Annotated in this window: 33 protein-coding genes; 16 read left to right on the top strand and 17 right to left on the bottom strand. The window is 63.5% G+C overall.

Annotation, left to right across the window (positions count from 1 at the left end):
• Positions 1-14 precede the first annotated feature (14 nt).
• Positions 15-1,613: a hypothetical protein gene (locus CH256_RS04495; RefSeq protein ID WP_256989363.1), complete on the bottom strand. Its 1,599-nt coding sequence runs from the start codon at positions 1,611-1,613 to the stop codon at positions 15-17.
• Between the two features lie 162 nt (positions 1,614-1,775).
• Between CH256_RS04495 and rpsF the strand changes: the two genes are divergently transcribed.
• From rpsF to dnaB, 6 genes are all read left to right on the top strand, one after another.
• Positions 1,776-2,063, top strand: a complete 288-nt coding sequence (rpsF, locus tag CH256_RS04490) for a 30S ribosomal protein S6 (protein ID WP_008711385.1) — start codon at positions 1,776-1,778, stop codon at positions 2,061-2,063.
• Positions 2,064-2,120: 57 nt separating this feature from the next.
• Complete coding sequence (locus tag CH256_RS04485; RefSeq protein WP_037195207.1) at positions 2,121-2,672, top strand: single-stranded DNA-binding protein; 552 nt, start codon at positions 2,121-2,123, stop codon at positions 2,670-2,672.
• 42 nt (positions 2,673-2,714) lie between these two features.
• On the top strand, positions 2,715-2,957 hold the full coding sequence (rpsR, locus tag CH256_RS04480) for a 30S ribosomal protein S18 (RefSeq protein WP_032396926.1): 243 nt from the start codon (positions 2,715-2,717) through the stop codon (positions 2,955-2,957).
• A gap of 14 nt (positions 2,958-2,971) precedes the next feature.
• Positions 2,972-3,427: a 50S ribosomal protein L9 gene (gene rplI / locus CH256_RS04475; protein ID WP_032378698.1), complete on the top strand. Its 456-nt coding sequence runs from the start codon at positions 2,972-2,974 to the stop codon at positions 3,425-3,427.
• A gap of 234 nt (positions 3,428-3,661) precedes the next feature.
• Entirely contained in the window at positions 3,662-5,941 is a 2,280-nt protein-coding gene (locus tag CH256_RS04470; protein WP_094668985.1) for a SulP family inorganic anion transporter, read from the top strand.
• 521 nt (positions 5,942-6,462) lie between these two features.
• Entirely contained in the window at positions 6,463-7,857 is a 1,395-nt protein-coding gene (gene dnaB, locus CH256_RS04465) for a replicative DNA helicase (protein WP_032396923.1), read from the top strand.
• Here the strand turns inward: dnaB and CH256_RS04460 are convergent.
• Positions 7,854-8,390, bottom strand: a complete 537-nt coding sequence (locus tag CH256_RS04460; protein ID WP_094668984.1) for a hypothetical protein — start codon at positions 8,388-8,390, stop codon at positions 7,854-7,856. The two genes, dnaB and CH256_RS04460, sit on opposite strands and share 4 nt — an antisense overlap.
• Before the next feature lie 163 nt (positions 8,391-8,553).
• Here CH256_RS04460 and CH256_RS04455 point away from each other — a divergent pair, with 163 nt between their 5' ends.
• Complete coding sequence (locus CH256_RS04455) at positions 8,554-8,784, top strand: hypothetical protein (protein ID WP_094668983.1); 231 nt, start codon at positions 8,554-8,556, stop codon at positions 8,782-8,784.
• A 162-nt stretch (positions 8,785-8,946) separates the two neighbouring features.
• Complete coding sequence (locus CH256_RS04450; RefSeq protein ID WP_068049250.1) at positions 8,947-9,204, top strand: DUF3297 family protein; 258 nt, start codon at positions 8,947-8,949, stop codon at positions 9,202-9,204.
• A gap of 46 nt (positions 9,205-9,250) precedes the next feature.
• Here the strand turns inward: CH256_RS04450 and CH256_RS04445 are convergent, their stop codons facing one another.
• The 6 genes from CH256_RS04445 to CH256_RS04420 form a co-directional block, all read right to left on the bottom strand.
• Positions 9,251-11,431, bottom strand: a complete 2,181-nt coding sequence (locus tag CH256_RS04445; RefSeq protein WP_094668982.1) for a heavy metal translocating P-type ATPase — start codon at positions 11,429-11,431, stop codon at positions 9,251-9,253.
• 19 nt (positions 11,432-11,450) lie between these two features.
• Positions 11,451-11,735: a DUF1490 family protein gene (locus CH256_RS04440; RefSeq protein WP_068049254.1), complete on the bottom strand. Its 285-nt coding sequence runs from the start codon at positions 11,733-11,735 to the stop codon at positions 11,451-11,453.
• 91 nt (positions 11,736-11,826) lie between these two features.
• The gene (locus CH256_RS04435) at positions 11,827-12,582 is read right to left on the bottom strand and encodes a class I SAM-dependent methyltransferase (RefSeq protein ID WP_094668981.1); all 756 of its coding nucleotides are present in this window, start codon (positions 12,580-12,582) and stop codon (positions 11,827-11,829) included.
• A gap of 23 nt (positions 12,583-12,605) precedes the next feature.
• Positions 12,606-13,079, bottom strand: a complete 474-nt coding sequence (locus tag CH256_RS04430) for a GNAT family N-acetyltransferase (protein ID WP_094668980.1) — start codon at positions 13,077-13,079, stop codon at positions 12,606-12,608.
• Positions 13,076-13,438 (bottom strand): hypothetical protein, encoded by a 363-nt coding sequence (locus CH256_RS04425; protein ID WP_143536520.1) that lies wholly within the window; start codon positions 13,436-13,438, stop codon positions 13,076-13,078. Before CH256_RS04425 ends, CH256_RS04430 begins: the two co-directional genes overlap by 4 nt.
• A gap of 57 nt (positions 13,439-13,495) precedes the next feature.
• Positions 13,496-13,867 carry a VOC family protein gene (locus CH256_RS04420; protein WP_094668978.1) on the bottom strand — a complete coding sequence of 124 codons (372 nt, stop codon included), beginning with the start codon at positions 13,865-13,867 and terminating at the stop codon, positions 13,496-13,498.
• 148 nt (positions 13,868-14,015) lie between these two features.
• On the opposite strand from CH256_RS04420, the gene CH256_RS04415 reads away from it, so the two are divergent.
• Both CH256_RS04415 and CH256_RS04410 read left to right on the top strand, forming a co-directional pair.
• Positions 14,016-14,699, top strand: coding sequence for a thiamine pyrophosphate-dependent enzyme (locus CH256_RS04415; protein ID WP_094668977.1), 684 nt, complete (start codon positions 14,016-14,018; stop codon positions 14,697-14,699).
• Positions 14,696-15,595: a transketolase family protein gene (locus CH256_RS04410; RefSeq protein ID WP_094668976.1), complete on the top strand. Its 900-nt coding sequence runs from the start codon at positions 14,696-14,698 to the stop codon at positions 15,593-15,595. Before CH256_RS04415 ends, CH256_RS04410 begins: the two co-directional genes overlap by 4 nt.
• Here CH256_RS04410 and CH256_RS04405 read toward each other — a convergent pair whose 3' ends face one another.
• The 3 genes from CH256_RS04405 to CH256_RS04395 form a co-directional block, all read right to left on the bottom strand.
• Positions 15,596-16,054, bottom strand: coding sequence for a DUF6194 family protein (locus CH256_RS04405; protein ID WP_094668975.1), 459 nt, complete (start codon positions 16,052-16,054; stop codon positions 15,596-15,598). It lies immediately after the preceding gene.
• A 76-nt stretch (positions 16,055-16,130) separates the two neighbouring features.
• A complete protein-coding gene (locus tag CH256_RS04400) occupies positions 16,131-16,754 on the bottom strand; it encodes a luciferase domain-containing protein (protein WP_094668974.1) in 624 nt (207 codons plus the stop codon).
• A 65-nt stretch (positions 16,755-16,819) separates the two neighbouring features.
• Positions 16,820-17,398 carry a hypothetical protein gene (locus CH256_RS04395; RefSeq protein ID WP_179271995.1) on the bottom strand — a complete coding sequence of 193 codons (579 nt, stop codon included), beginning with the start codon at positions 17,396-17,398 and terminating at the stop codon, positions 16,820-16,822.
• Between the two features lie 277 nt (positions 17,399-17,675).
• Here CH256_RS04395 and CH256_RS04390 point away from each other — a divergent pair, with 277 nt between their 5' ends.
• Complete coding sequence (locus CH256_RS04390; protein ID WP_094638345.1) at positions 17,676-17,951, top strand: PLD nuclease N-terminal domain-containing protein; 276 nt, start codon at positions 17,676-17,678, stop codon at positions 17,949-17,951.
• Here CH256_RS04390 and CH256_RS04385 read toward each other — a convergent pair.
• Positions 17,944-19,338, bottom strand: coding sequence for an aminotransferase-like domain-containing protein (locus tag CH256_RS04385; protein ID WP_094668973.1), 1,395 nt, complete (start codon positions 19,336-19,338; stop codon positions 17,944-17,946). The genes CH256_RS04390 and CH256_RS04385 overlap by 8 nt on opposite strands.
• Between CH256_RS04385 and CH256_RS04380 the strand changes: the two genes are divergently transcribed.
• From CH256_RS04380 to CH256_RS04365, 4 genes are all read left to right on the top strand, one after another.
• On the top strand, positions 19,337-20,278 hold the full coding sequence (locus tag CH256_RS04380) for a DMT family transporter (RefSeq protein WP_094668972.1): 942 nt from the start codon (positions 19,337-19,339) through the stop codon (positions 20,276-20,278). The two genes, CH256_RS04385 and CH256_RS04380, sit on opposite strands and share 2 nt — an antisense overlap.
• Positions 20,275-21,495 carry a pyridoxal phosphate-dependent aminotransferase gene (locus CH256_RS04375; protein ID WP_094668971.1) on the top strand — a complete coding sequence of 407 codons (1,221 nt, stop codon included), beginning with the start codon at positions 20,275-20,277 and terminating at the stop codon, positions 21,493-21,495. The genes CH256_RS04380 and CH256_RS04375 overlap by 4 nt, the downstream gene beginning before the upstream one ends.
• A 161-nt stretch (positions 21,496-21,656) precedes the next feature.
• The gene (locus tag CH256_RS04370) at positions 21,657-22,820 is read left to right on the top strand and encodes an NADH:flavin oxidoreductase/NADH oxidase (protein WP_094668970.1); all 1,164 of its coding nucleotides are present in this window, start codon (positions 21,657-21,659) and stop codon (positions 22,818-22,820) included.
• Between the two features lie 115 nt (positions 22,821-22,935).
• Complete coding sequence (locus tag CH256_RS04365) at positions 22,936-23,877, top strand: DUF808 domain-containing protein (protein ID WP_094638341.1); 942 nt, start codon at positions 22,936-22,938, stop codon at positions 23,875-23,877.
• Positions 23,878-23,889: 12 nt separating this feature from the next.
• On the opposite strand, the gene CH256_RS04360 is transcribed toward CH256_RS04365, so the two are convergent.
• The 3 genes from CH256_RS04360 to CH256_RS04350 all read right to left on the bottom strand — a co-directional run bounded on the left by CH256_RS04360 (position 23,890) and on the right by CH256_RS04350 (position 25,118).
• On the bottom strand, positions 23,890-24,102 hold the full coding sequence (locus tag CH256_RS04360; protein ID WP_094638340.1) for a hypothetical protein: 213 nt from the start codon (positions 24,100-24,102) through the stop codon (positions 23,890-23,892).
• Positions 24,103-24,110: 8 nt separating this feature from the next.
• Positions 24,111-24,653 (bottom strand): ArsR/SmtB family transcription factor, encoded by a 543-nt coding sequence (locus CH256_RS04355; RefSeq protein WP_094668969.1) that lies wholly within the window; start codon positions 24,651-24,653, stop codon positions 24,111-24,113.
• Positions 24,654-24,746: 93 nt separating this feature from the next.
• The gene (locus tag CH256_RS04350; RefSeq protein ID WP_094668968.1) at positions 24,747-25,118 is read right to left on the bottom strand and encodes a VOC family protein; all 372 of its coding nucleotides are present in this window, start codon (positions 25,116-25,118) and stop codon (positions 24,747-24,749) included.
• Between the two features lie 63 nt (positions 25,119-25,181).
• Here CH256_RS04350 and CH256_RS04345 point away from each other — a divergent pair, with 63 nt between their 5' ends.
• Positions 25,182-25,616, top strand: a complete 435-nt coding sequence (locus CH256_RS04345; RefSeq protein ID WP_068049409.1) for a MarR family winged helix-turn-helix transcriptional regulator — start codon at positions 25,182-25,184, stop codon at positions 25,614-25,616.
• A gap of 2 nt (positions 25,617-25,618) precedes the next feature.
• On the opposite strand, the gene CH256_RS04340 is transcribed toward CH256_RS04345, so the two are convergent.
• Both CH256_RS04340 and CH256_RS04335 read right to left on the bottom strand, forming a co-directional pair.
• Positions 25,619-26,428, bottom strand: a complete 810-nt coding sequence (locus tag CH256_RS04340) for an alpha/beta fold hydrolase (protein WP_094668967.1) — start codon at positions 26,426-26,428, stop codon at positions 25,619-25,621.
• Between the two features lie 13 nt (positions 26,429-26,441).
• Positions 26,442-26,973: pirin family protein (locus CH256_RS04335; RefSeq protein ID WP_143536519.1), on the bottom strand; the 532-nt coding region annotated here is incomplete at its 5' end.

Here is a 26,973-nt window from a genome sequence, read left to right as displayed (position 1 = left end):
GGGAATCGGCGTCTTCAAGTACTTCGCCGCGTTGGCCTCGGGGGCCGATGCCACCGACGAGGAGTTCTTCGTTCTCGTCGGAGTGTGGGGACGAGCGCTGCTGCTGGTGGTGTTCTTCGTACTGTTCCTCCGAGCTCGGATGCGGGTTCCGTTCCCGGGCGAAACCGACCAGGCGTCTGTATCATCGCCCCGACCAGCAACGATATCGCTGACAACATCACCGGGGCAGTAGCACGTAGGGCGGGGCGGGGACATGACACAGGTGTCGCAATCGCAGGAGAACACCGAGAAACGAACCACCGATGTACGACGCGTCGGCCTCGTCGAGGACCACGAATCGGTAGCGCTCGTCCCCACACTCCGACGAGAACGAAGAACTCCTCGTCGGTGGCATCGGCCCCCGAGGCCAACGCGGCGAAGTACTTGAAGACGCCGATTCCCATCGACAGATCGACGACCAGATACGCGGCGACGAGCCCCCACGGGACCCGAAGCAGCACCAGAAAGGGCAGCAGCCACAGCGTGTACTGGGGCGAGTGCACTTTGTGCAGCAGCATGAAACCGCACAGCATCGATCCGCTGACCGCGACCCACGGGTACGTCCCGACGACCTTCGCGCGACGCCATCCGAGCCACAGCGCGAGAGCGAACGCGGCGAACACCAGCAGCGGCGACGCCACGTCGACCACGTTCTGGAAGGAGGCCTCGGCCTCGGCGTAGGCATCGGGATTCATCTGGTCGTTGATGTAGAAGTGGCGCAATCCCCAGTACCAGATGGAGTTGGTCGTCAGGTCTGCCTGCCGCAGCGACTGGAATGTGAAGGACGCCCGCCATCCTTCGTAACCGAGCACCGCGAACGGCAGATTCACTGCGACGACCGTGCCGATGGCAGCGCCGGCCACCATCAGGCCGCCGCGGATGTCCCAGCGAGCTCGGACGGTGTCGGCGGACTCACGTCCATCGATGCCGCCGGTGACGACGTACGCGATCAGGGGCAACACGAATGCTCCCGGGTAGAGCTTGAGGCAGAAGCCGACGGCCAGCAGCACCGAGGCGAGAATCGCCTTGCGTCGCAGCGGCATCGGCAGCGTCATGACGAATATCGCGCCGACGGCGGTGGCCACGACGGGAAGCTCCCAGTTGTGGAAGGCGTACATCACCAGAGGCGGGCCGATCGACCAGAGCAAGGCGGGCCAGCCTGCCATCCGGCCGAGCATCCAGGCGGTGAGCAGACCGAACGGCGCGAGAATCAACGCCGAGGTCAACAGGAACTGTGCATCGGTGTGGGCCGGAATGGCTCCGAGCCACATCAGCAATCCACTGAGGACCGGGTACTCCACCGTTCCGCCCGTGAGGATTCCGTCGCTGGTGATGGCCCCGTGAATGTACGGAAAGATGTGATTGTCGATGTCTCGGCCGAGCCACAGGAATTGGATGTCGGAGTAGCAGACCGAGGAATCCTTGATGGCGTCGAACATCGTGCTGCGACCGGAGGCGTCGAACGGCGCGACCGCGCATCGGGCCTTGTTCAGGTAACCCAGAATCAATCCCACCGCAGCCATCGCGACGACCACGACGACCGTCATCGGATTGGCGCGGACCCCGGATCGCATGGTGCAAGACTATGACGCGCGAACGCCGGACCGTGCGCCCGACGCGAATTAGCAGGTCAGGGCCCGCCTCGTGTATCTTCGAGGGGTTGCTGACGCAACGACCCTCCTGCCACGGACAGTCCGTGGCCGTTTTCACTAGTCCACAGGAGGTGATGAGGTCTTATGCGTCATTACGAATTGATGGTCATTCTCGACCCCAATCTGGACGAGCGCACTGTCGCTCCGTCGCTCGATACGTTCCTCAACGTCGTTCGCAAGGATGGCGGCACCGTCGACAAGGTCGATGTGTGGGGCAAGCGTCGTCTGGCCTACGAAATCCTCAAGCATGCCGAGGGCATCTACGCCGTTGTGAACCTCAACGCCGAGCCTGCCACGGTCAGCGAGCTGGATCGTCAGCTCGGACTCAACGAGTCCGTTCTGCGCACGAAGGTCCTGCGACAGGGCAAGTAATTGTCGTTGCCCGCCTCTAGGCTGGCATCTACAACGCTTACTACTGAAAGAGGAACCATGGCAGGCGAGACCGTCATCACCGTCATCGGAAACTTGACGGCTGATCCAGAACTTCGATTCACCCCCGCCGGTGCGGCGGTTGCCAACTTCACGGTTGCATCCACCCCGCGCACATTCGATCGTCAGACGAACGAGTGGAAAGACGGCGACGCGCTCTTCATGCGCTGCAACATCTGGCGCGAGGCAGCGGAGAACGTTGCCGAGAGCTTGACCCGAGGCTCGCGAGTGATCGTGAGCGGACGGCTGCGGCAGCGCTCGTACGAGACGCGTGAAGGTGAGAAGCGGACAGTCGTCGAGCTCGAAGTCGACGAGATCGGACCTTCACTTCGCTACGCCACCGCAAAGGTCAACAAGGCCAATCGCGGTGGAGGTGGCGGCGGAGGCGGCTTCAACTCCGGCTCCGGCTCCGGTTCCTCCGGCGGATCGGGCGGCGGCCGCTCGAACTCCTCGTCCAACTCCGGTTCCGGCGGAGACGATCCCTGGGGCAGTGCCCCGGCGGCGTCGGGCTCCTTCGGCGGACGTGGCGGAGACGAAGAGCCACCGTTCTAGATCCTTCGATCGAGAACAACCAGATGTAACGGAGAAAGACCCATGCCCAAACCGCCATTGCGCGACAAGGTGCTCAAGAAGAAAGCGTGTTCCTTCTGCAAGGAAAAGAACACGTCGATCGATTACAAGGACACGACGTTGCTGCGTAAGTACGTCAGCGATCGCGGAAAGATCCGCGCTCGCCGTGTCACCGGCAACTGCGTCCAGCATCAGCGTGACGTGGCCGTTGCCGTGAAGAACTCGCGTGAGGTAGCACTGCTGCCTTACGCCGCGACGGCTCGATAGAAAGGGCGATTGGTATGAAACTGATCCTCACCGCTGATGTGGACAACCTCGGTGCGCCTGGCGACACCGTAGAGGTCAAGGACGGCTACGGCCGTAACTTCCTGCTGCCCCGCGGATTGGCCATCCAGGCCACCCGTGGCGCTCAGAAGCAGGTCGACGGCATCCGCCGCGCTCAGGAAGCTCGTGCCGTCCGCGGCCTCGAGCACGCCAACGAGCTCAAGCAGGCCATCGAAGGCCTCGAGGCCGTCACGCTGTCCGTGAAGACCGCGGGCGACTCGGGCAAGCTGTTCGGCTCGGTCACCGCGTCGGACGTCGCTTCTGCTCTGAAGGCTGCCGGTGGCCCGGTCGTCGACAAGCGCAGCATCGATCTGCCGAAGGCTCACGTCAAGAGCACGGGCAAGCACGACATCGTCGTGAACCTGCACCCCGACGTGACCGCGAAGTTCAAGCTGGAGGTCGTCGGAAGCTGATTTCAGCTTTCGGCCCGTTTCGGTCGAACAAAGCCCCACGAACCCTGGGTTCGTGGGGCTTTTTCGTGTCTTCTCACAAAGATCAACTGTCGCAATGGGTTCCGATTTGTGAAGCATCTCTCTTCAAAGGTTCGTGAGCAAAGCTTTGCGTAGTCTTTAGGCGGGGCGACATCGAACATCATCACCAACTGGATCCACCCGACCTGACGCCTAGACGCCCGGAGGAACGCTGCCGTGACCACGACCGTGGAACCCGATTCCGACCCCAGTCCCGAGACCCGACCCGAGCCGCAGTCTCGCGTCGGGTCGATCCTGAAGTACGACGTACCGGCCTCGTTGGTCGTCTTCCTTGTGGCAGTACCGCTTTCGATCGGTATCGCCGTCGCCTCCGGTGCCCCGATCATGGCCGGCCTCATTGCCGCCGTGGTCGGCGGAATTCTCGCCGGCATACTCGGCGGATCACCGTTGCAGGTCAGTGGGCCCGCCGCGGGACTGACCGTGGTGGTTGCCGAGCTCGTCAATCAATTCGGTTGGGGCGTAACGTGTGCCATCACGGTGCTGGCCGGTGCGGTGCAGATACTGCTGGGAATGAGCCGGATTGCCCGCAGTGCGCTGGCCATCTCTCCCGTGGTGGTGCACGCCATGCTGGCAGGAATCGGTATAACCATTGCGCTGCAACAGATTCACGTACTTCTCGGCGGTGAATCCGAAAGCTCCGCAGTTCAGAACGTCCTCGCCATTCCCACATCGGTCGCCAACGGCCAATGGCCGTCGATCATCGTCGGCGGAATCGTGGTCGTGCTCATGTTCGGCTGGCCGCGATTGGCTGGAGTGTCGGGCGTGATGGCAAAGATCACGAAGGTGCCGGCTGCGCTGGTCGCGGTGGTCACCGCTACCGCGGTCTCGATCTTCTTCTCCCTGGATGTCGAGCGAATCGAGTTGCCCGGCAACCTGATCGAATCGCTGAGCTTTCCGATCATGCCCGACGGGCAGTGGAGCGCTTTCGCGACCGGCGTCATCACCATCGCGTTGATCGCCAGCGTCGAGAGTCTGCTCTCCGCGGTGGCAGTCGACAAGATGCACAGCGGTGAGCGCACCAACTTCGACCGGGAACTGATGGCTCAGGGCGCGGGCAACATGGCCTCCGGTGCCATCGGCGGTCTGCCGATCACCGGCGTGATCGTGCGCAGTGCCACCAACGTCAAGGTCGGTGCCAAGTCCCGTGCGTCGGCGATTCTGCACGGCGTGTGGATTCTGATCTTCTCGGTGCTGTTCATCTCGATCGTCGAATTGGTTCCGTTCGCCGCACTCGCCGGATTGCTGGTGATGATCGGTGTGCAGCTGATCAAGTTGGCAGACATAAAGATCGCCAACAAGACCGGAGACATCGCGGTCTATGCAGTGACGGTTGTAGGCGTGGTGGCACTCAACCTGCTCGAGGGTGTGCTGATCGGTTTGGCACTGTCGATCGTTCTCGTGCTGCGCCGTGTGGTGTGGGCAAAGGTTCGCGCAGAGGAGACGGTCGACGGCACCTGGCGCGTCACGACCGAGGGGTCGTTGAGCTTCCTTGCGCTCCCTCGATTGACACACGTACTGTCCACCGTCCCCGCAGGCACCGTCGTCACCGTGCATCTGGGAGTGGATTTCCTCGATCATGCGGTGCACGACGCTCTGAACGAGTGGATCCGTCAGCACGAACTCGGCGGCGGCACGGTGAGAGTCGAGGAAGTGGGCACGGCGTCGATGGCAGCTGCTGCCGAGGGGCCGCCCAAGCGCGGATCTGCGACGGTACGCAGCTCGTTGGCACCGTGGCGGGCATGGCAGCTGAAAAGCGATGTGACACAGAATGAGTCACCCGTAGCGCTGCGGGCGGTCCTCAGTGGCGTAGCCGAGTATCACCGCACCCACGCCCCCAATATTCGACCGCACCTCGAGGGTTTGACCGAATCTCAGGATCCCGACACCCTGTTTCTGTGCTGCGTGGATTCGCGCGTGATGCCGAACACGATCACCAGTAGCGGACCGGGCGATCTGTTCACGGTCCGAAACATGGGCAATCTCGTTCCTGCCCAGGGGCAGGACTGCTCGGTGGAGGCAGCGCTGGCCTTCGGTGTCGATCAACTGGGTACCTCGTCGGTGGTGGTGTGCGGACACTCGGGCTGCGGTGCCATGAAGGCGGTGCTGAGTGGACCGGAGAACGCCGCGGACGAGTCGGTGGCGGAATGGCTGGGTCATGCCATGACGAGCCTGGATGCGTACCGCAGCGGGCACGTGGTGGGCCGTCAGGCGGCAGAGCTCGGCTTCGGGGAGGCGGACCAACTCGCGATGGTGAACGTGGCGGTGCAGTTGCAGACGCTCACCCGTCACCGGGTCGTCGGCCGAGCCAATGCCGAGGGGCGGTTGCGCATCACCGGACTGTTCTTCGACATTCCCACGGCACGAGTGCTTCAGATCGGTACCAAGGAGGTCACCGTGCTGGACCCGGCGATGTGCCCGCAGGAGCTCGGTAGCTGAGCTTTCGTCAACAGTGTCGAGGGGCCCGATTCCCAGCGTGGAATCGGGCCCCTCGCGCGCAAACGGGACACTGGTCTGTTTCTGTGAGTCATCCCAGCCACTGTGACCTGGTTCACCCCCGGGTTCACCTGGTATTTACTCAACACGCCCGAGCTGTCAATTCGGCCGACACGCCGATCCAGAATCGATGCACAGGAAGAAAACTTTATGTACATGCCCTGACCTGCCGAAAAGACCGAAACTTGGAAAGTTATACCCAGGTTATCCCCAGACGGTCAACACGGTTGTTCAAGACCATCCACATTTCGTGCACAGGTTCATCCACAGGCCGTGTTGTGACTCCTGCCGATAGCGCTTAACGTCCGTGCAGCGTCTCTCTCGATGCCGTGCAGCGGCGACGGGACAGTGCGAATCCGGTGCCGAAAAAGCTTGTCGGTGCCCGGGGGTAGAACTTGCTACACAGCACCGCCGGGTGACACCCGACGATGCCGACGACAATGGGGAGAGGACGGCCGGTTCGCGTGGCAGTTGTGGACGATCGAGGACAGTCCGACTACTCCGGCCCCTCGTCCAGCGAGGGGCCCGGCGAGGATTTCGGTCGCCAGCCCCCACAGGACATGGCCGCGGAACAGTCCGTTCTGGGCGGCATGCTGCTGAGCAAGGACGCCATCGCAGACGTGCTAGAGGTGCTTCGTCCCGGCGATTTCTACCGGCCGGCCCACCAGAACGTGTACGACGCGATCCTCGACCTCTACAGCCGCGGTGAGCCTGCCGACCCGGTGACCGTATCGGCCGAGCTGGATCGTCGCGGGGAACTCAAGCGCATCGGCGGCCCGCCGTACTTGATCACCCTCACCCAGACCACGCCGACGGCAGCCAATGCCGGGTACTACGCCGAGATCGTCGCGGAGAAGTCGATTCTGCGCAGGCTCGTACAGGCCGGTACCCGCATCGTGCAGTTCGGTTACGCCGGAGCAGACGGGCAGGACGTCGCCGAGGTCGTCGACCGCGCGCAGGCCGAGGTGTACGAGGTCACCGAGCGCCGCACCTCCGAGGACTTCCTCCCCCTCGAGGAACTCCTGCAGCCCACGATGGACGAAATCGACTCCATCGCCAGCCGCGGCGGCATATCCCTTGGCGTACCAACAGGATTCGCCGAACTCGACGAAATCACCAACGGCTTGCACCCGGGTCAGATGATCATCGTGGCGGCGAGGCCTGGCGTGGGTAAGTCGACCCTAAGTATGGATTTCATGCGTTCGTGCTCCATCAAGCACGGCATGCCCAGTGTCATCTTCTCTCTGGAGATGAGTCGCACCGAGATCGTCATGCGACTGTTGTCCGCCGAGGCGAAGATCAAGCTCGGCGACATGCGTTCGGGAAAGATGACCGACGACGACTGGACCAAGCTGGCCCGCCGAATGAGCGAGATCAGCGAAGCGCCGTTGTTCGTCGACGATTCTCCGAACCTGACGATGATGGAAATCCGCGCCAAGGCCCGTCGCCTCAAACAGCGCAACGGCCTGAAACTCATTGTGGTGGACTACCTTCAGCTGATGTCGTCCGGTAAGAAGGTCGAATCTCGTCAGCAGGAGGTCTCGGACTTCTCGCGTCAGCTCAAGCTGTTGGCGAAGGAACTCGAATGCCCGGTGGTCGCGGTCTGCCAGCTCAACCGTGGTCCTGAGCAGCGAACCGACAAGAAGCCGATGGTGTCCGACCTCCGTGAGTCCGGCTCACTCGAGCAGGACGCCGACATGGTGATTCTGCTGCACCGCCCCGACGCGATCGAGCGCGACGACCCCCGCGGCGGTGAGGCCGACTTGATTCTCGGCAAGCACCGTAACGGTCCGACCGCGACAATCACCGTGGCACACCAGCTTCACCTGTCCAGATTCGTGGACATGGCGCGGGGCTAGTTGGATCGGTCGGCCGACCGCAGATCTTTGGTCAGTGCGGTCCACACGTCGATCAGGCCGGGGTGAGGACGGCGCAGCCAAGCGGCGGCCGCGTCGTCTATGCAGAGGAAGAAGAGTGTGAACGTGTCCGACCCGTCGGGATTCCTTGTCCCGCCGCTACCGGCCAGCAGTTCGTTTCCTGCCGGCATGTCATGTTCGACTGTGTCGAGTACGTCCGCGCGAGTCCAGTTCGTGCGGAGTGGTCCAGGAATTCTCAGTGTGGGCGCGCCGGGAAACGGAGTCGCCTCGACAATCCTGATGTCGCGCAGATGAATTCCGTCCGGCCGGAAGGTTCCGCGAATGGCTACCAGGTTGCCGGCCGCGGAGGCATCGAGATCGGAGCCGTTCAACGGTAGCCGCGCCACACTCGAGGATTCCGCTGCCCGATCGGGAGTATCGGGTTCGATGAACAGCGAACCATCGGAGTCCGCCACCAGTGTGCCTCGCCCGATAACGAGGTCGCCGACGGCGACGACGAGGTGCTCCAGATCCATGGACCCGAGTCTGTGCTCGATCGGCGTCGACCGTCAACGGTCTGCAACCCCACAGTCCGGTGCAACACCGGCAGCTATCAGCCTTCGCTCTTGTGCGAACAGGGGTTGAACAAACCTATCGTTCGGTTTATGGTGACGCCACCGATCCGATGAGAGGCCGAACATGAAATCGAACCGCGTACGCACCCTGGTCGTATCCAGCTTCGTCGCTTTGGCGATGTTGAGCGCAGCCCCGTCCGCATCGGCTGCTCCCAGCGACCCGACGCCACCGACGTTCGGATCGTCGGGTCTGACCATCGAGCAGGTCGACGACATCATTCGAATCTTCCTGCCGGGCCACTGCACGGTCATGGGAAGTGTCGGTTGCAGCACCCCCGCCGCACTTCTCGGCTGACCTGAGCTCCGATGTCTCAGAACAACTCTCGCTCTGTGCACCTGCGCGGACAGCATCTCTGAGGTCGAGAACCAACACCAACGGCGCTGGTCCAACGCTGGGTCGCGTATTCTCGCTGTGAATCAACCGAGCACCTGACGCCGTATTCGACGAAAGTGATCCATGCCAGAGGACCAGAACGTAGACGTTCCACCGAATCGCCTCTCGATCGATCCGCGGAGCCCCTTCTACAACGAAGAAGTTCTTCAGCGGGACGTGGGTATTCGCTTCAATGGCGTCGAGAAGACCAGTGTGCGCGAATACAACGTGACCGAGGGTTGGGTCCGAGTCGAAGTCCCTACCGCGAAGGATCGCTTCGGAAATCCCATGCTCGTCAAGCTCAAGGGCACGGTCGAACCGTATTTCCGCGGCGCGAAGTAGCGGATTAGGTACCGAGCACATCGCCCTCGCGTTCGGGCGCTACTGATCAGATTCGGTATCGGATCAGTCGTGAGCTGTTGCCCACCACCGCGACCGAGGATGCGTTGTGCAGGATCGCGGCGAGCACCGGAGACAGTGCTCCACCGGCGCTGACGACGAGGCCCAGTGCATTCACAGCGATCGACATTCCGTAGTTCTGCCGGATGACCGACACCGAATGTCGGCCGAGATCGCGAACGTCGAGCAACCGTGTCAGGTCGTCGCTGGCCAGAGCTACATCGGCCGTCTCGACGGCAACATCGGTGCCCGCCAAGCCCATTGCGATTCCGATATCCGCGACGGCGAGGGCGGGAGCGTCGTTGGTGCCGTCTCCGACCATCGCGACGACGTAGCCCTCTTCTTGTAGCTTGCGGACGGCTTCGAGTTTGTCGTCGGGCATCACCTCGGCTCGCCACTCGGCAATGCCCAGTTCGGCGGCTACGGCCGCAGCGGTCTCGGGGTGATCTCCGGTGAGCATGATGATGCGTTCCACGCCGTCGGCGCGAAGGGCGTTCAGTACTTCCAGGGCATTCGACCGAACCTCGTCGCGCAGGCTGATCAACCCGACCAACACCCCGTCGACTGCGAGCAGCAATGGAGTCTCGGCCTGACGCTGAAGTCGCGAAACCCAGTCGGCCGCATACTCGGACACAGCGACGTTCTCGCCGCGCAGCAGTGAAGGACTGCCCAGCAGCAACGTCCGGCCGTCAGCGACGGTGCGCATACCGAGACCGACGAGTACCTCGCACTCCTCGTGCGGAGGAATGACGATATGGCGTTCTTCGGTGCTGCGAATCACGGCCTCGGCCAGCGGATGCCGAGAGTGGATCTCGGAACTCGCGGCATACGCCAGCACCTGTTCCGGCTCCCAATCGTCCTGAAAGGACACGACATTGGTGACGACGGGGCGTCCGACAGTGAGGGTTCCGGTCTTGTCGAACACGAAGGCGTCGACCCTGCCCGCTTGTTCCAGATGCGATCCACCCTTGATGAGAATGCCTCGGCGAGCACCGTTTCCGATAGCGGCGCTGATGGCCGTCGGAGTCGACAACCCCACCGCGCACGGACATGCGACGAGCAGCATGGTCATCGCTCGTCGGACATCGCGGGTGACCACGAGCGTGAGAGCCGACAGGATGAACGACGCGGGTACGAACCGGCGTGAGAAGTTCTCTCCCACAGTCTGAATCGGGGCGCGGTCTTCCTGCGCTTCCTCGACACGGGAAATGATGCGGCCGATCGTCGTATCGCGGCCCACCGCAGACGCGCGGATGACGATGCGGCCACGAACCACGACGGATCCGGCATGGATGCGATCGCCTGCAACGATCGATACCGGCAGTGTCTCACCGGTGATCGCCGACTGGTCGACCACCGCGTCCCCGTCGACGACGGTCCCGTCCACCGGAACGCCGACGTGATCGTGCACGACGACCTCGTCGCCGATCTCCAGCCGATCGACGTCCACGGAGATCTCGGAACCGTCGGGTAGCCGGATCCATGCGGTGTCCTGCGTGCCGGTCAGGAGATCGGAGATTGCCCGACGAGTGCGCTTGAGGGTCAGCTCCTGCAGGTACTCGCCGATGTTGAGCAGCCACAGCACGGTCAGGGCAACGACATTCTCGCGGAGTACGAGACTTGCCACAGTGGCAGCGCTGACGAGCGCGTCGGTGCCGGCGGACCGGTTTCCGGCCAGCGAGCGCAGCGCTCCCTTCAGGAACGGATAGCCGGTGAAGATGGTGGCTCCGGTGGCCACGACACGGCTGGTGGGGCCGAGGATGGGTGGCCGCCGGAAGGCGTAGCGACGGAAGCCGAGCAGGACCAGCGCGGCCCCGCCGATGGTCATGCGCAGGACGTCGCCGTTGTTGACGTCCGCAGACCGTGGGCTACGGACTGGTACGAGTCCCCAGTCGGTGGTGCGACCGGCGTTCACTGCGTCGAACAACTCGGCCCGGTCGATGCGGGAGCGGGAGTACCAGACCACAACCGACGCGGTGCGGGGATACGCGTGGACGGCCCGGACGCCGCGAATCTTGTCGACGTGGTCTTCGACGGCAACCGCGCGCCCCGGACTGGACCGCAGCCAGTCGACGCGGAGCCGCATGCGGCCGGCTGCGTCGGACAGGATTTCGATGCCATCCGCGCGGTCGGGAACCGCATCGAGCGAGTGTTCGACGAGCGTCGTCATAATCGGCGTGCTGTCGCGGTCAGTGCGAGTGGCCGTGGCCGACTTCGGTGGCCGAGGGTGGCGGTACCTCTTCGCCGAGTCGGTCGCGTGCCTCCGCAACGACATCGGACACGGCCAAACGCGCTGATTCGGCGTGAATTTCGGCTTTTCGTGCGGCGCGGAGACCGAGTTCGGTTGCCGATACCGCAGCCTTGCGGACGGGAGCCTTGTCGTACAGCTTCTTGGCACCGTTGTATGCGGCGACGCCGACTGCGCCTGTTACGACCGTCGATACTGCCTTCGCGACGATGATCGGAAACGCCATGTTGTAGCTCCTCGAATTCGAACCTGACCCACTTATTGGGAATCGTATTCGTTTTGTTCGGCTGTGGCGACTTCCGGGGTCGCGGGAAGCATCATCGGATCGGCATCGTGGTGCGGAACGCTCTGGTCACGTAGGGAAGGTCGATCGTCGTCGAGCCGTTCAGGCCCAGTTCGTCGAACAGTGCGGCGAGTTCCTGGTCGATGCGGTTGCGCTCATCGGCGGTGGCAGTGATGTAGAAGCTGCGCGACCGAACCAGGTCGGTCAGCTGGGACCGAGTCACAGTCCGCGACCACGCCCACCGCTTTTCGTCGAGCTGATGGAACGGTTCTGCGATCGGCGGTGGACCGTCGTCGAACATGGTCAGGGCTCCACCACGCGAGACCACCGAGTTCAGTCGCCGAACCCACGGCTGCGATTCGTCGCGAAGGTTCCAGATCAGTCCCAGGGTGCCGCCCGGGAGAAGGACCCGGCCGATCTCGCGTGACGCGGCCACTGGCTCGACCCAGTGCCAGGCCTGTCCGAGCAGGACGGCATCCACGCTTCCGTCTTCCAACGGGAGGGACTCGGCAGTGCCGACGTGTGCGGAAACGCCGGGCACTGCGTCGCGCAGGGCGTCGAGCATGGCGGGATCAGGGTCGACGGCGACGGCATCGCACCCTGCAGCGACGATGATGCGGGTGAGCTTGCCGGTGCCGGCTCCGACGTCGGCGACAAGAGGACGCCTGCCGACCTCGAGAACGGGTTCCAACAGCCACTCGACCGCGGCTGACGGGTACTCGGGGCGAGCAGATTCGTACACGTCGGCGACGGTCCCGAACGACGTCGAGCTGTTATCTCGGCTAACCATATAGCCAGGTTACATCTCCTGCGTCAGTTCAGTTCGAGTTCGTAGTAGAGAGCCTTCGGTCCCTCGCCGCGGCCTTCGTGGCAGTCGAACCCACGCTTTTCGTATACGTGTCGCGCCGCCTCGTCGTCCTCTGAGGTATTGAGGTCCATGTAGGTGGCACCCCTGCCGCGCGCGTGCTGGATGACGTCATCGAGAAAGGTTGTGCCGTAGCCCTTCCCGCGAAGACCGGGCTGGATGTAGAACTCGGCCAGGTAGGCCTCGAGGTCTGCGCTCAGCGTACCGGTCCGGAAGCGCAGTACCGCAACACCGATGGCGGGAGTCCCGAACGTCAGCACGCTGGTGTCGCCGGACTTCACCAGAGTGTCGAGATGTGCTGCAAGCCAGTCGGGCTCGGGCACCGGGTAGTCGTACTCGCGATTGAAATCGATCAACAGCTTCGCAGCCTCGATGAATTCGGCGGCATCCTGGACGGCACGTGTACCGCTGACCGATGTCATCGACTTCTCCCCCGTAAGTGATCCGGTTGAACGAGATTCTTGGCGTCGAGCAGACCGAGGCCGGGATGCATCTCTCGCAGCGCTTTGATGGCGTGGACAGTTCTGCCGGATTCTGCGACCACCGCGTCGACATCCTCGGCGGGTACGGCCTCGGGCCCGATCTTCTCCGGGGACGTCCGGGGCCGGCTCTCTCCGAACCAGATGAACGGACCGGCTACAGCCAGCACAACCAGCTTCGACCAGTTCCAGGCAGAAGGATCGGACACAAGGTCGCTGATGGTCATGATCGCGAGCGCAGCCAGCAACGCGGCAAGCCCGTATCGCTTCCAGGGGCGTTCTTCGGCCTTCATGCCTTTCATGCTGTCACCGCACCCCGGTATGGGCAACGACTCAGCGTCGCAATTCGGTACCGCCCGTCAACCGTCGTACACCTCCGTGGTGATGCAGAAGGGGTGTCCGGCAGGGTCGAGGAGAACGCGCCAACGGGGGTCAGGCTGGTCCGTCGCCTCGGTCGCTCCGCATTCGACTGCGTAGGAAACAGATCCCGCGAGGTCCCCTCCCGCGTCCAGGTCGAAGTGCACGATCGAAGTCGACGGCCACACGGGCGGAATGTAGTTCGCTACTTTCTGCGCAACGATGTTCAGGCCTGCCTGCGTGCGTATGCCCGAGCTCGACGGGTTCTCCCACAACAACTCTCCACCGAGTAGGGCGAGGTAGAAGCGAGCCAGCTCTGCCGGCTCGGCGCAGTCGATGGACGTCCCCGCTACAGCGAGGTGTGTTCGCGGCATGTCTGGAGACTACGGGCGGTGGTGCGCTCAGTGTCCACAATTCCGCTCGAGAATCTGGAAAGCGCATAGGAGCACAAATGTTGGACACCCACCGCACCACCCACTTCTGCCTTGACCTCGAGTGCACTCGAGGTTGCAAGGTGGGGTCATGCAGAGGACTTACGACGAGTTGCCGCAACTCATGACATTGATGACGGGCGACGAAAAGCACAGCACCAGTGCCACTTCGACGCTGGATGTGTTGTGGGTGCTGTACTCCGACATAGTGCGGCTCGATCCTACGAATCCCGATGACCCGAATCGTGATCGGTTCTATCTGTCCAAGGGGCATGGCCCGATGGCGTACTACGCCGTGCTCGCGGCACGTGGATTCTTGACGCCCACCGAGCTCGCGTCGTTCGGCAGCTACCACTCTCCGCTGGGTAATCATCCGGACCGCACGCTCGTTCGCGGGGTCGACATCGGATCCGGATCGCTCGGTCATGGTCTGGCGCTGGCCGCTGGAACTGCTGTCGCGCTGCGGATTCAGAAGCGCATTGCCCGAGTCTTCGTACTGATCGGCGACGCGGAACTCGACGAGGGCAGCAATATGGAGGCCATCCAATTCGCTGCGCGGTCCAAGTTGGGCAATTTGACCGCCGTGGTGATCGACAACGATTCTGCCGGTCTGGGTTGGCCCGGAGGTATCGCCTCGCGGTTCGCCGTCGAGGGGTGGCTCACCTCTGACGTCGACGGTCGAGACCACAGTGCTCTTCGCCAGGCGTTACTCACCGATCACGCAGGCCGTCCGCACGTGATGGTCGCTCACGTCGAAAAGAAGGAGAGCCGATGAGTGCATCGCTGGATCAACGCGAGTACTTCTACAGTCTGGTACCCCAATTGTTGGCGCAGACCGAGCGAACAGCGTTGGTGCTGGCGGAGATCGGAGCCGGGTATCTCCAACCGCACCTCACCCCCGATATTCGATCGCGGGTGATCAACGTCGGGATTCGAGAGCAGGCGATGATCGGTGTCGCCGGTGGTCTGGCCCTGGCCGGAATGCGGCCGATCGTGCATACCTTCCCGCCGTTTCTGATCGAGCGACCCTTCGAGCAGGTGAAGCTCGATCTGGGGCACCAGGGCGTCGGTGCCATCCTGGTGAGCTCGGGCGGGTCCTACGGATGGCCGCAGGGCGGCGAGACACATTTCGGTCAGCGAGATGTCGCACTCCTCGACACGCTGGGCGAGTGGACGGTCCACATCCCCGGTCACGTAGACGAGGTCGAGTGGATGCTGCACAGCGCGGCGGCCACCGACGATCGCGTGTACATCAGGCTCGACGGGGTGTGCAACGATCGCCCTTACGGACGGTCCGACGGGATGTTCACCGTTCTGCAGCAGGGCAATTCGGGAACCGTCATCTCCGTCGGGCCCATGACCGATCGGGTGCAGAACGCGGCCGAAGGCCGCGACCTGACGGTGCTGCATGCGTCGACGATCAGGCCCTTCGACAGTGCCACTCTACGAGAGAGGCTGACGGCGCCGGACATCCTGATCGTCGAGCCGTATCTCGCGGGAACGTCTGTGCTGCAGGTTGATCGAGCCTTGGCCGATGTGCGTCATCGGGTGTCGGGAATCGGGGTGGAGCCCGGAGAGCGTCGCAAGTACGGCACAGTGGCCGAACACGATCGGGCCAACGGCCTGGACGTCGAAGGGCTGTCCCGATCGATGGACGACTTCTTCGGCTGATCAGCCCTGGCGTCGTTCGTATCTGCTCTTGGCAACGTTGTAGGCGGAGTCCAGTAGTTCCCGAACGTGTGTCTCGGTCTGCGCCGACGGGTTGACCACCGAAAGCCAACCGGCGGTGCCGTACTGAGGGTGGGCGGCGATGACGTCGTCGCTGTCGGCCTGGGGTGCGTGGGCCGCTTCGCGGGGCGGCATTCCCAGAATCCTCTCGAAATCCTGCTTTCCTGCAACGATATTGACGCGGAACGCGCCTGGCCTGTTCAGTTGGGACAATTCGTCACCCGGATAGTTCTTGGTCACGATGGTTGCGAACGGCTGCGTCGTCGGGATCGTCCCGTCGGGTGAGTAGTAAAAGAACGCATCGCCCCAAGCAAGTTCGGGAGTTCCATCACCCTCTCGTGGGCGCTGCGTCACGGTGCCCTCGAAGCTGGCGACCACGTTCACGATGTCGTCGAGTGTCATTCATCGATCGTCACATGTTCGGCAGCTTCTGCCCAGAGTTCAGCCCACTTTGTAGGTACCCCGCTCGAGTGCAGAGTCAGGCCTTCGCGGTGGAGATCGCGCGGCCGATGATCTGTTCGATTCCGTAGATGTCGTCGGAGTCTCGTGGTGCGTAGAGGAAGACGTAGGTCTCGGGTAACCCGAGGACCGGGCGTCCGGCCAAGGGGTGCAGTTCACCCCACCCGGCGGAGATGACGGTCTGGGCGTCGTCCGGCTGCATCACCACGTGCATCGAGCCTTCGCTCTCGTGTACGTGCAGAACTTCGCCCTTCGTTCGCGATATCCACGGCGCGGCAGCGTTGATGTCCGAGACGTACAGCGCGTCGCCTCGTCGCTCGAATCGACTGCGCTCCATGTGAAACGGCGATTCCGATCCGGCGTATTCGTTGACGGCGGCAGTCAGACGCTCGATCGAAGCAGGGGTACCTCGATCGGTGAGTTGGCGATGAGGAATGGGGTGCGGCGCGATCGCCGGCCGAGTCCCGGGGCGCTGTTCGAGATACCAGTGCAGCCCAGGACTCGATGTGCCGGCGACCGTCAGTGGATCGCGTCGAGCAAGTGGCCTCAGGGCAGTGGTGATCAGCCAGCCGCCCACGTTCGCGGGAAGTCCGCCCGGCCCCAGTTCCATCCACGCGGCGTAGTCGTTCTTGACGTTCTGCACAGTCCCCCCAGGTCACGTCGTTCAGTGACAACGTAGCCCGGAGGGGCCTGTCGTGGGTAGCTCTCTCAGGCCGGGCAGCTCACGGTGTAGGTCCAGACGGTGCCGACCGGTCCGGTGACGCGCACCAGAACATTGGTTGCGGCGCCGGGCGGAACTGCCACCACCACCGAGCCGACGCCGGTGCTGCCGCCGACATAGCCGGTGTTGTGGATCAGTGCGCCCTGGTAGAACACCTCGATCTGATCGGGAACGTCGACGGTGTCGTAGCCGAGAACGAACGACGTCGGTCCGGTTCGACCCAACTCGTGCAGGGTCTCCGTCACGCCCTCTTCTCCCGACAGTGTCGAGGCGTTGCACTGCTGGGTCGCGATACCTGCGTTCGCCGAACCCGTGTCGATCCCGAGGATGCCGCCGGCTATGGCACTTCCGCTTCCGAGAATGCGTACACCGTTGTCGATGATGTTCCCGCCGTCGAGAATCGCACTGCCACTGTCGACGATGGCGCTTCCGCTGTCGACGATCGGCCCGAGTTCGGGCTGGGCCAGGGCCGACGCGGGCGCGGCCAAGGTGAACGCTGCGGCGGTCAGGGCCACCGCCACCGAACGGCGCGCCAGGTTCTTACGAATTCCACTCTTGCTCGACACAATTCCTCCACCGAAAGTACTGGACGGGCTGTCCGTCTCAGCGATGGTGACACAACCGAACTGCGTCGGATATCCCTTGTTCGGATGATCGTTCGGAGCCAAATACTCTGTGCCCCAGAGACTTGTGTCGTTCGGTCGACTGAACAACGGAGCCGATCCCGACCGCGTCGTACATCTCGAGATGTACGACGAAATACCCACGCAGACCGATGTGGCGCAGCCTGCTGGTTCGTAACGTTGACCAGGTCAACGAAACAGCTATATCGGAGGAACCGTCATGCACGCCGTAACACTTCTGTCTCAGCAACCGTCCACCACCGAGCAGGTGCTGGGGTGGGGGTTGGGAACCATCGTTCTGGTGGCAGTGCTCGGCGCGGTCGTGCTGTTCGTTGCTGCGTTGGTCAGCATCATCCGCTCGCCCAACTACACCGTCGCCGGTCGCGCAGTGTGGATCTTCGTCGTACTGGCGTTCCCGTTCCTCGGTCCCCTGGTCTGGTTCGTGTGGGGTCGGAAGTCGACGTTCGCCGTCGATGCCTCCAACGGTCTCAGATGATCGATCCGATCGTGCGCGCCGCGTCGGCGAACTCTCCGGGATTGGGGCCCGCGTAGTTGAGTCGAAGGTACTTTCCGGTTGGTTCGGCGGGGAAGTAGTCGTCGCCGGCCCCGACGATCACACCCGCCGACTTGCATTCCTGCACAATACGTTCCAGATCGGAGTCGTCGCGCAGGCGCATCCAGAGATTGAGTCCACCGCGCGGCACCGCGTCGAGATGGCCTCGGGGTGCGAACTCGATGAGGCTGTTCGCCAACAAGTCTCGACGTGAAGCCAACTGTGTTCTCAACCGCCGAAGGTGGGTTCGCCAGGCAGGCTGCGTCACCACATCGAGCGCGACGGACTGCAGAATCCCGCTGACATACATCGATTCGGCCCCCGTATCGGCGAGGATGCGCTCGTGTGCGGGCCCGCGAGCGATCAGGCCTGCCAGTCGAACCGAGGGTGACACCGTCTTGGTGAGTGAGCGAAGGTAGACGACATGCCCGGCGTCGTCTCGTGCGGCCAGCGGACTCGGCTCCGAGGTGATGCCGAAATCGTGGGCCGAGTCGTCCTCGATCAGAAACGCGCCGTGGCGTCGAACAGTGGCGAGGACCTGCTCGGACAATGCGGGCGACCACTGTGCACCGGTGGGGCTGGCGAACGTGGGTTGGGCATAGAACGCCCGAGCGCCGGTGTGCGCGAATGCCCGTGCGAGCGCGTCGGGGTCCGGACCATCGACGCCGCTGGGTATCGGTACGACGCGGACACCTGCCTGCGTGGCAGCAAGGATCGCGCCCCAGTACGTCGGGGACTCCATGAGCAACGGCCGACCGGCGCCGACGAGCGCCCGAAATGCAGTGCTCAGTCCGGTCTGGCTGCCGGGAATGATGACGACATCACTGGCCGACGGTGGCGTGATACCCAACGGTGTCGACGCCCCCAACTCGGCCGCGAACCATGCCCGCAGTTCCGGTAGGCCCGCGGTGGGTGGTCGGGCGATCACCGAGTCGGTGCGGGAGGCGCGGGTGAAGGCGGCGTGAACGAGTCTTTCCGGCAACAATTCTCGGGCCGGATAGCCAGAATGCAAGGCGATCACATCGCTGGAGGTCGACTGCAGAGCCGCCGGCAGTTGCAGTCGATTGTCCGGCGCTCCCAGCGCTGCAGTCTGCCACCCGTAATCGTTGGGGCGGGCCGTACGCACCGTCTTGACGAATGTGCCGACGCCAGGCCGGCTTTCGATGACGCCTTGCGCGATGAGCGTACGGAGAGCCTTCTGAACCGTGACCGGGCTTGCCGAATGCTCGGCGACCAGCGCACGGGTCGACGGCAGCCGGGCTTCCGGTGGTGCGGTCGCAATCCATATTCTCAGTGCAGACACGATCCGGGAACTGCTATCGTCGGACATGACACAGCATAGTAGCGCTACTCGGTCTGGGGCGGGTCTGCTATCCCGCGCCGGACTGCTCTGGGGCCTGGCAGGCGTCACGGCGTTCTCGTTCACGGTGCCGCTGACCCGCGTCGCCGTCACCGGAGGCCTGTCCCCGCTCTTCGTCGGCTGCGGTCGCGCTGTGGTCGCGGCCGCATTGGCCGCGGTGGCGCTCGCCGCTACTGGGCAACGGCTCCCTCATGGGCGGCAGTGGATTCGGCTCGGGGTGATCGCAGCCGGTGTGGTCATCGGCTTTCCGGTGCTCACCTCGTACGCCCTTACCACTGCATCGGCGGGACACAGCGCCGTCGTCATCGCATTGCTTCCGGCCGCCACCGCCGCAACCGCGATCATCCGCGAGCGGCAACCGGTCCGGCCGATGTTCTGGTTGGTCGCAGGCATTGGGGCCGCCGTCGCGGTCGGGTTCGCTGCCGTGCAGGGCGGGCAGTCGACGGGTGTGCAGTGGTCGGATCTGTTGCTGCTCGGAGCAGTGGTCGCCGCAGCGGTGGGATATGCCGAGGGCGGCCTGTTGTCCCGCGAACTCGGCGCGTGGCAGACGGTGTCGTGGGCGCTGGTCGTGTCCGTACCGGTCACCGGCGCGTTGGCCGCGTTCGCGTGGTGGCAGCAGCCGTCGACAGCAGGGGCATCCGAGTGGGCCGCCTTCGGCTACCTGGCGGTAGTGAGCATGTACCTCGGGTTCTTCGCCTGGTACCGGGGACTGGCGATCGGCCCCATGTCCAGCGTCAGCCAGGTCCAGTTGATCCAACCTGTGCTGACCATCTGCTGGGCCGCGATCATCCTGCGTGAAGGCTTGACGTGGCCGGTGCTCGTGGGTGGAGCGGCGGTCATCGTGTGTGCAACAGTGGCGGTCCGGACCCGGATGTCGCCGACCGTTCGGCAGGAGGAGTTTTCGAGATGACGAAATCGATCGATCAGGCGCGCAAGCTCGGACAAGTGCGCTACGACATTCGTGGACGCATTCTGGACAAGACCGAAGAACTCGAGGAGCAGGGGCACGCGATCCTGCGGCTCAACGTCGGCAATCCTGCCCCGTTCGGTTTCGAGGCACCGGACGAGATCATGATGGCGATGATCCGCAACCTTCCTACCGCACAGGGCTATTCGGATTCCCGGGGCCTGTTCTCTGCCCGCACCGCGGTGGTCCAGTACTACCAGACCAAAGGCCTGACCGATCTCGACGTCGGCGACGTCTACCTCGGCAACGGGGTATCGGAATTGATCACCATGACGATGCAGGCCTTGTGCAACCCTGAAGACGAAATCCTGATCCCGTCGCCCGACTATCCGTTGTGGACGGGCTCGGTGGCTCTCGCCGGGGGCGTACCCGTCCACTATCTGGCCGACGAAAGCCAGGACTGGGCTCCGGACTTCGAGGACCTCGAAGCCAAGATCACCCCCCGCACCCGCGCGATCGTGGTGATCAATCCCAACAACCCCACGGGAGCGGTGTATCCGCGTGAGGCACTGGAGCGATTTGTCGATCTGGCCCGCAAGCACGATCTGATTCTGCTGGCCGACGAGATCTACGAGAAAATCGTCTACGGCGGTGCGGAGATGGTCAATCTCGCCACTCTGACGGGGAAAGATGTGCTGTGCCTGACCTATTCGGGTCTGTCGAAAGCGTACCGGGTGTGTGGATTTCGTGCCGGGTGGCTGGCGATCACGGGCCCGCGTCGGCGCGCGGCGAGTTTCATCGAGGGCATCACCCTGCTGTCCAATATGCGCATGTGTGCGAATGTGCCGGCGCAACATGCAATACAGACCGCGCTCGGCGGTAGGCAGTCGATCGAGGATCTCCTACTTCCGGCGGGCAGGCTGACCGCGCAGCGCGATCTGGCGCATCGCATGCTCAACTCCATCGACGGAATCAGCTGCGTGCAGGCAGCGGGTGCGCTGTACATGTTCCCCAGACTCGACACCGAACGCTTCGGCATCGTCGACGACGAGAAGTTCGTACTCGACTTGCTCGAGTCCGAGAAGATTTTGGTCAGCCACGGCCGCGCATTCAATTGGGATGTGCCCGATCACTTCCGACTGGTGACCCTGCCCAACGTGGACGATCTCGCAACGGCGCTCGAGCGGCTGGGCAACTTCATGAGCTCGTACCGGCAGTGAAGATCGACCGTGGACCGGTGTGCGTACAGGAAGCCGCACACCGGCCCTCACACTCGGGTGAGTTGGACGGTGAGAAAACCGTCACCGAGTTGCACCACCGGTGTAGTCGGTCGAAACGTGCCAGGTGATGAGGTGGTTCTACCGAGGAAAGGACCACTGCCATGCCCGATCTCTTCAGTCCGTTCACGCTCAAAGGCGTCACGCTTCGAAACCGCATCGCCATGTCGCCGATGACTATGTACCGCGCCGTCGACGGGAAGATGAACGACTTCCACCTCATGTATCTCGGTGCGCGTGCGGCAGGCGGCTTCGGGATGGTGTTCCCGGAGCAGGTTGCGATCACGCCCGACGGACGCACCACTCCCGGATGCGCCGGGATCTACGACGACGATCAGATCGAGGGTCACGCTCGCGTGACGGCGATGATCAAGCAGATGGGATCGGTTCCGGCGATTCAGCTGGGCCACACCGGACGCAAGGGCAGTGAAGTGCCACCGTGGCAGGGCGGACACCAGCTTCCGGCAGACCATCCCGACGGATGGGAGTGCGTTGCGCCGTCGGCGATTCCCTACGGCGGCGACCACTCGTTCCCCGTCCACGAACTCACAGTGCCCGAGATCAAGGCGATCCACCAGAGCTACGCCGACGCAGCTGTTCGTGCTGCGGAAGCCGGATACGAGTGGCTCGAAATGCACTACGCCCATGGTTATCTCGGTGCCAGCTTCTTCTCCCCGCTGGCGAACCAGCGCACCGACCAGTACGGCGGAAGCCTGGAGAACCGGGCACGGTTCCACCTCGAGGCACTCGACGCGGTGCGTGAGGTGTGGCCCGAGAAGTACCCGCTCACCATGCGATTGGGCTCGGACGACCATCACCCCGACGGAGTTCAGTTCGACGAATCCATGATCGCCATCGGATGGATGAAGGAACACGGGCTCGACATGGCGGATGTCAGCCTCGGCTTCAACACCGACGACATGGTGGACCCACCGTTCGGCGACATGGGGTTCATGGTCGAGCGCGCCGCGCGGGTCAAGCGCGAGCTGGATATCCCGGTGACGTGCAGCTGGAATCTGGGCGTTCCGGAGAATGCGGACGCCGTGATCCGCGACGGCAAGATCGATGTGGTGTTGCTCGGTCGTCCGGCGCTGGCCAACCCGCACTGGCCGGTGTGGGCTGCACGCGAGCTCGGCCACGGTGACCCGTTCTCGTTGGTGCCCGAGGACTGGAGCTGGTGGTTGAAGAATTTCCGAGGACACGACCCGAGCATCGGATTGCCGGCTGCGAAGGTCGTCGAGGTCGAGCAGGAGCGCAAGATCGCGTAGCCACCGACAAGGAGGGGCCGGACGGCAATCACAGACCACCTGCGGACGGTAGGGTTCCAAGGGCTCGCATCATGAGGAGCCCAGTGGTGTTCTCGTATCGACGCGGAGGTTTGTGATGGCCGGCGGACTCGTAGCCCTGCTCGACGACGTGGCAGCGCTGGCGCGTCTGGCAGCTGCGTCCATCGACGATGTCGGTGCGGCGACGGGCAAGGCGACGGCCAAGGCGGCCGGCGTCGTGATCGACGATGCAGCGGTGACGCCGCAGTACGTTCGCGGTCTCGCAGCCGAACGTGAACTGCCCATCATCAAGCGCATCGCCGTGGGCTCGCTGCGCAACAAGCTGCTGATCATTCTGCCGATCGCCTTGTTGCTCAGTCAGTTCCTGCCGTGGCTGCTCACACCAATTCTGATGCTCGGCGGCTGCTACCTCAGCTATGAGGCCGCGCACAAGATCTGGGGCGCGCTGTTCGGCCACGGCGACCATCACGCCGCAGCCGAGGACGAGCCGCGCGACGAGGACACCGTTGTCTCCGGCGCAGTGCGCACCGATCTGATTCTGTCCGCCGAGATCATGGTCATCGCGCTCGACACCATTGCTGCAGAGGATTTTTGGAGCCGCCTGATCATCCTGGCGGTTGTCGCCGTTGTCATCACGATCGTCGTGTACGGAGTCGTTGCGCTCATCGTGAAGATGGACGACATCGGTCTGAAACTGGCCGACGGCTCCACCGGATTCGTGGAGAAGTTCGGCCGAGGCCTGGTCAAGGGCATGCCGAAGGTCATGTCGGTGCTCTCGGTCGTCGGCACCGCGGCGATGCTGTGGGTCGGCGGACACATCCTGCTCGTCGGTATCGACGAGCTCGGATTCCATCCGATCTACGAACTCGTGCACCACGGCGAGGACGCAGTGCGCGGCGTGGCCGGCATCGGCGGAGTGCTGGCATGGATCGTCAACACCCTCGCGTCGGCGATCATCGGCGCGATCGTGGGCGGCATCATCGTCGCTGCGCAGCTGGGAATCTCGAAGGTACTCGCCAAGCGGGCTGCCGCGAAGTAGTGGCAGCATTCCTCACCGATGAATCAGCTCGAGCACCCTTCGCTCGGACATGGAGACATCGGCGAGCGACGCCGTCAACTGGTCCCATGCGCGCTGAACGCGAAGTTCGTCGCGGCGCAGGCGTTTCTGGGCGGCAGCCAGTCTGCGGCGCTCGGCTCGAAGCGCATGCAACTCGCGATCGTGCCGGGCGATGAACAGGTACGTGTGCGGATCGAACGGATACATGCCAACTCCTATGGTGTCGTGGGGAATCCGTGCATCAGAACCATGACGTGTTCGCGCTCCCCCGAGGTCGCGGTTTCCCCGTGTCGACGCCACTTGTCGATAACGGCGCGCATCTCCGTGCCCATGGTCTTCGTTTCCTCCGCAGTGAGCCGCAGAACGTCGTCGCTGCTGAATGCCGCGTTTACCCAGTCCTGGCCCCATGATTCCGAGGTTCGGCCGAAGTCGTGCAGACGTGACCATTGGTGTGCCAGCCATGAATCCATGGATGCCTTGGCAACCGACAACGATTCGGGTGAGTCCGAGAAGTCGTTCTCGGACCAGCTGAACCCTCCCTCGTTGGCCTCCGACCACCAGCGCTGACGTTTGTCCGATCCGTTCTCGACCTCCTTCACGAACCCGTGCTCGGCGAGTTTCCGTAGGTGATAGCTCACCGAGGCGGGTGACTCGTCCACCAGATCGCCGAGCTGGGTCGCTGTCATCGACTTGTTGGCGCGCAACGCATAGAGCAGTCGCAGCCGGATGGGATGCGTCAGCGCCTTCAGCTCGGACATGTCCGTCAGCTTCCGTGGCGTCCGATCCGGAGGTGGTGGGGTCATACGACAACCATAACCCGAAAGAAATATTTCGCAATAGTTTTTTCGGAACTAGCTGCTGTGCACGGTCACCGCGTATCCGTCCGGGTCGGAGAGGACGAAGGTCTTACCGAAGGGGCCGTCGAAGGGTGCTGTCAGGATGGGCACGTCGGCGGCGACCAGTGACGCGTGCAACGCCTCGGCGTCGTCGCAGGAGAGCCACAGGGCTACCCCCAGTCCGGCCTGCCCGCTGTCGAGATCGGTTCCGGGGGCTGGGTTTCGGACGGCGAACGGGATGGGCGAGGTCGTGAACACCACCGCGCCGGGGGGTGCCTGGGGAGCGCGGACCAAGCCGAGCAGGCTTTCGTAGAAGTCTGCGCTGACGGCGAGGTCGCGTACTTGCAGAGAGAGGAAGCTCGGTCCGGAAACGGTAGCCGTGGTCATGTGGGGTCCTTTCGAGGTGGTCGTCAAGTTCTTGACGAATGGAATTTATGTCAAGATGTTGACATGAGTCAAGTGGACCTCGACACCTCGATCGGTTACGCCCTCAAGCGGGCCACCTCCGCACTGCGTTCGGCGATGGACGACCGCCTCCGCGAACTCGACATCACGGTCTCGCAGTATTCGAGCCTCGAACTCCTCGCACACAAGCCGGGGCTGTCCAACGCAGAGCTCGCCCGCGCGGTGTTCGTCAGCCGGCAGGCAACCCATCAGCTGCTGGCCGGGCTGACGCGCGATGGTTTGGTGGAGATCGAAGGTGCCGGTCGAGACCAACGCCTGCACGTGACGGCTCGGGGAATCGAACGCCTACGACAAGCGTCGGCCGCCGTCGCAGACGTGGAACGCACCATGATCGAATCGCTCTCCGCGCAGGAGCGGGAAGTGCTGCATCGCAATCTTGTTGCGTGCGCGGAGGCATTGGGCGGCCACCCGCACGCGTGACCTCACTCGATCGAGTCGAGGAACTCCAGCATTGCCGTGTTGAATTCGTTCGGTCGGTCCATGTTCGCGGCGTGGCCGCATTTGTCCAGCACTACCGATCGGCCATGTGAGTTGCCTGCCACGGACTCGGAAGCGTGTGCAGCGGGCCAGAACTGACTCTCACGCCCGGCGACCATCAGGTGCGGCCGATCCGTTGCTGCGATGGTCGCGCGCCAATCTCGGGCAGCGTGGTCTGCGAGCAGAGCCTGCATCGGCGGGGTATCGGGCGACGCCATCTTCGGAACCGCACGTAGCGCGAGCACGAGCCTCAGGAGCGACGGCACGGACTTCCACTTGGGCAGGCCGTGTCCGGTATCAGGTATTCCGTTGTCGAAGAACGTCGTTCGGTTGTCCTCGGTGAGACCGTAGAAGCCGTTCTTCCAGTCGGAGGTGTTCACCATCTTCGGCGTCTGATCCACCGATACGACGGCTCGTACGTGCTCGGTGCCGAATTGCGAGATGTACGACCAGATGGTGCTCGCCCCCATGGAGCCGCCGATCAAGACGGCCTCGTCGACGCCCACCTCGGACAAGAAGCTCGCCACGTCGCGTCCGTGCCGCTCCATGGACGCCCCGTGGGTCGGTGCCTCCGAGGCACCGTGTCCTCGTCGATCGAGCGCCAGAACGCGATATCCGGCGTCCACCAACGCTTTCTGCTGCAGCACCCACGTCGTCGCGGGCGCGCAGAAACCGGCAATGAGCACCACGGCCGGGCCCGTGCCCTCGTCCAGATAGTTCAGGGTGACGGCATCGTCGGTGATGACGGTCGGCATGGTCGACACTCCCTCAGGCGAAGGTGGCGTGCATTTCCCAGATCATGATTTCGCTCGCGGTCGATGCTGTCACACGGTGTCCGCCGGTGGAGGTCAGTCGCACCGCGTCACCCTGGGCGAGCTCGCCGATGTCCTCGAACATCGCTGAACCGTCGGCGACGAAGACGTGACCGAACGGCGCGTCGGGAACGGTGATGGATTGCCCCGGCGGGAGCCGCGCAACGTGCAGTGCCGCGAAGCGATTGCCGATGTGTATTCCACTTCTGCTCGGCATTCCCGATGCCACACAGACCAGCTCGCCGGATGCCAACTCGTCGCGCATGTCCAGTTCGTCGTACGAGGGCACTCGTCCGTCGGCATCCGGCGGGATCCACATCTGTACGACGCGTAGCTTGTCGCGGCTGGTCAGGCTCGACGCATTGCGTTCGGTGTGGCGAATGCCGGTGCCCGCACTCATTCTTTGAATCAGCCCGGGGCGGATCAGCCCGGAATGGCCCTCGGAATCGGTGTGCGCGAGCGTGCCCTCGAGTATCCACGTGAGGATC

This window comes from Rhodococcus sp. 05-2254-6 (assembly GCF_002258565.1).
In the GTDB taxonomy this organism is placed as follows: Bacteria; Actinomycetota; Actinomycetes; order Mycobacteriales; family Mycobacteriaceae; genus Rhodococcoides.
Note: the sequence above shows the minus strand (reverse complement) of the source record. Positions and strands in the feature narration are given on the sequence as shown.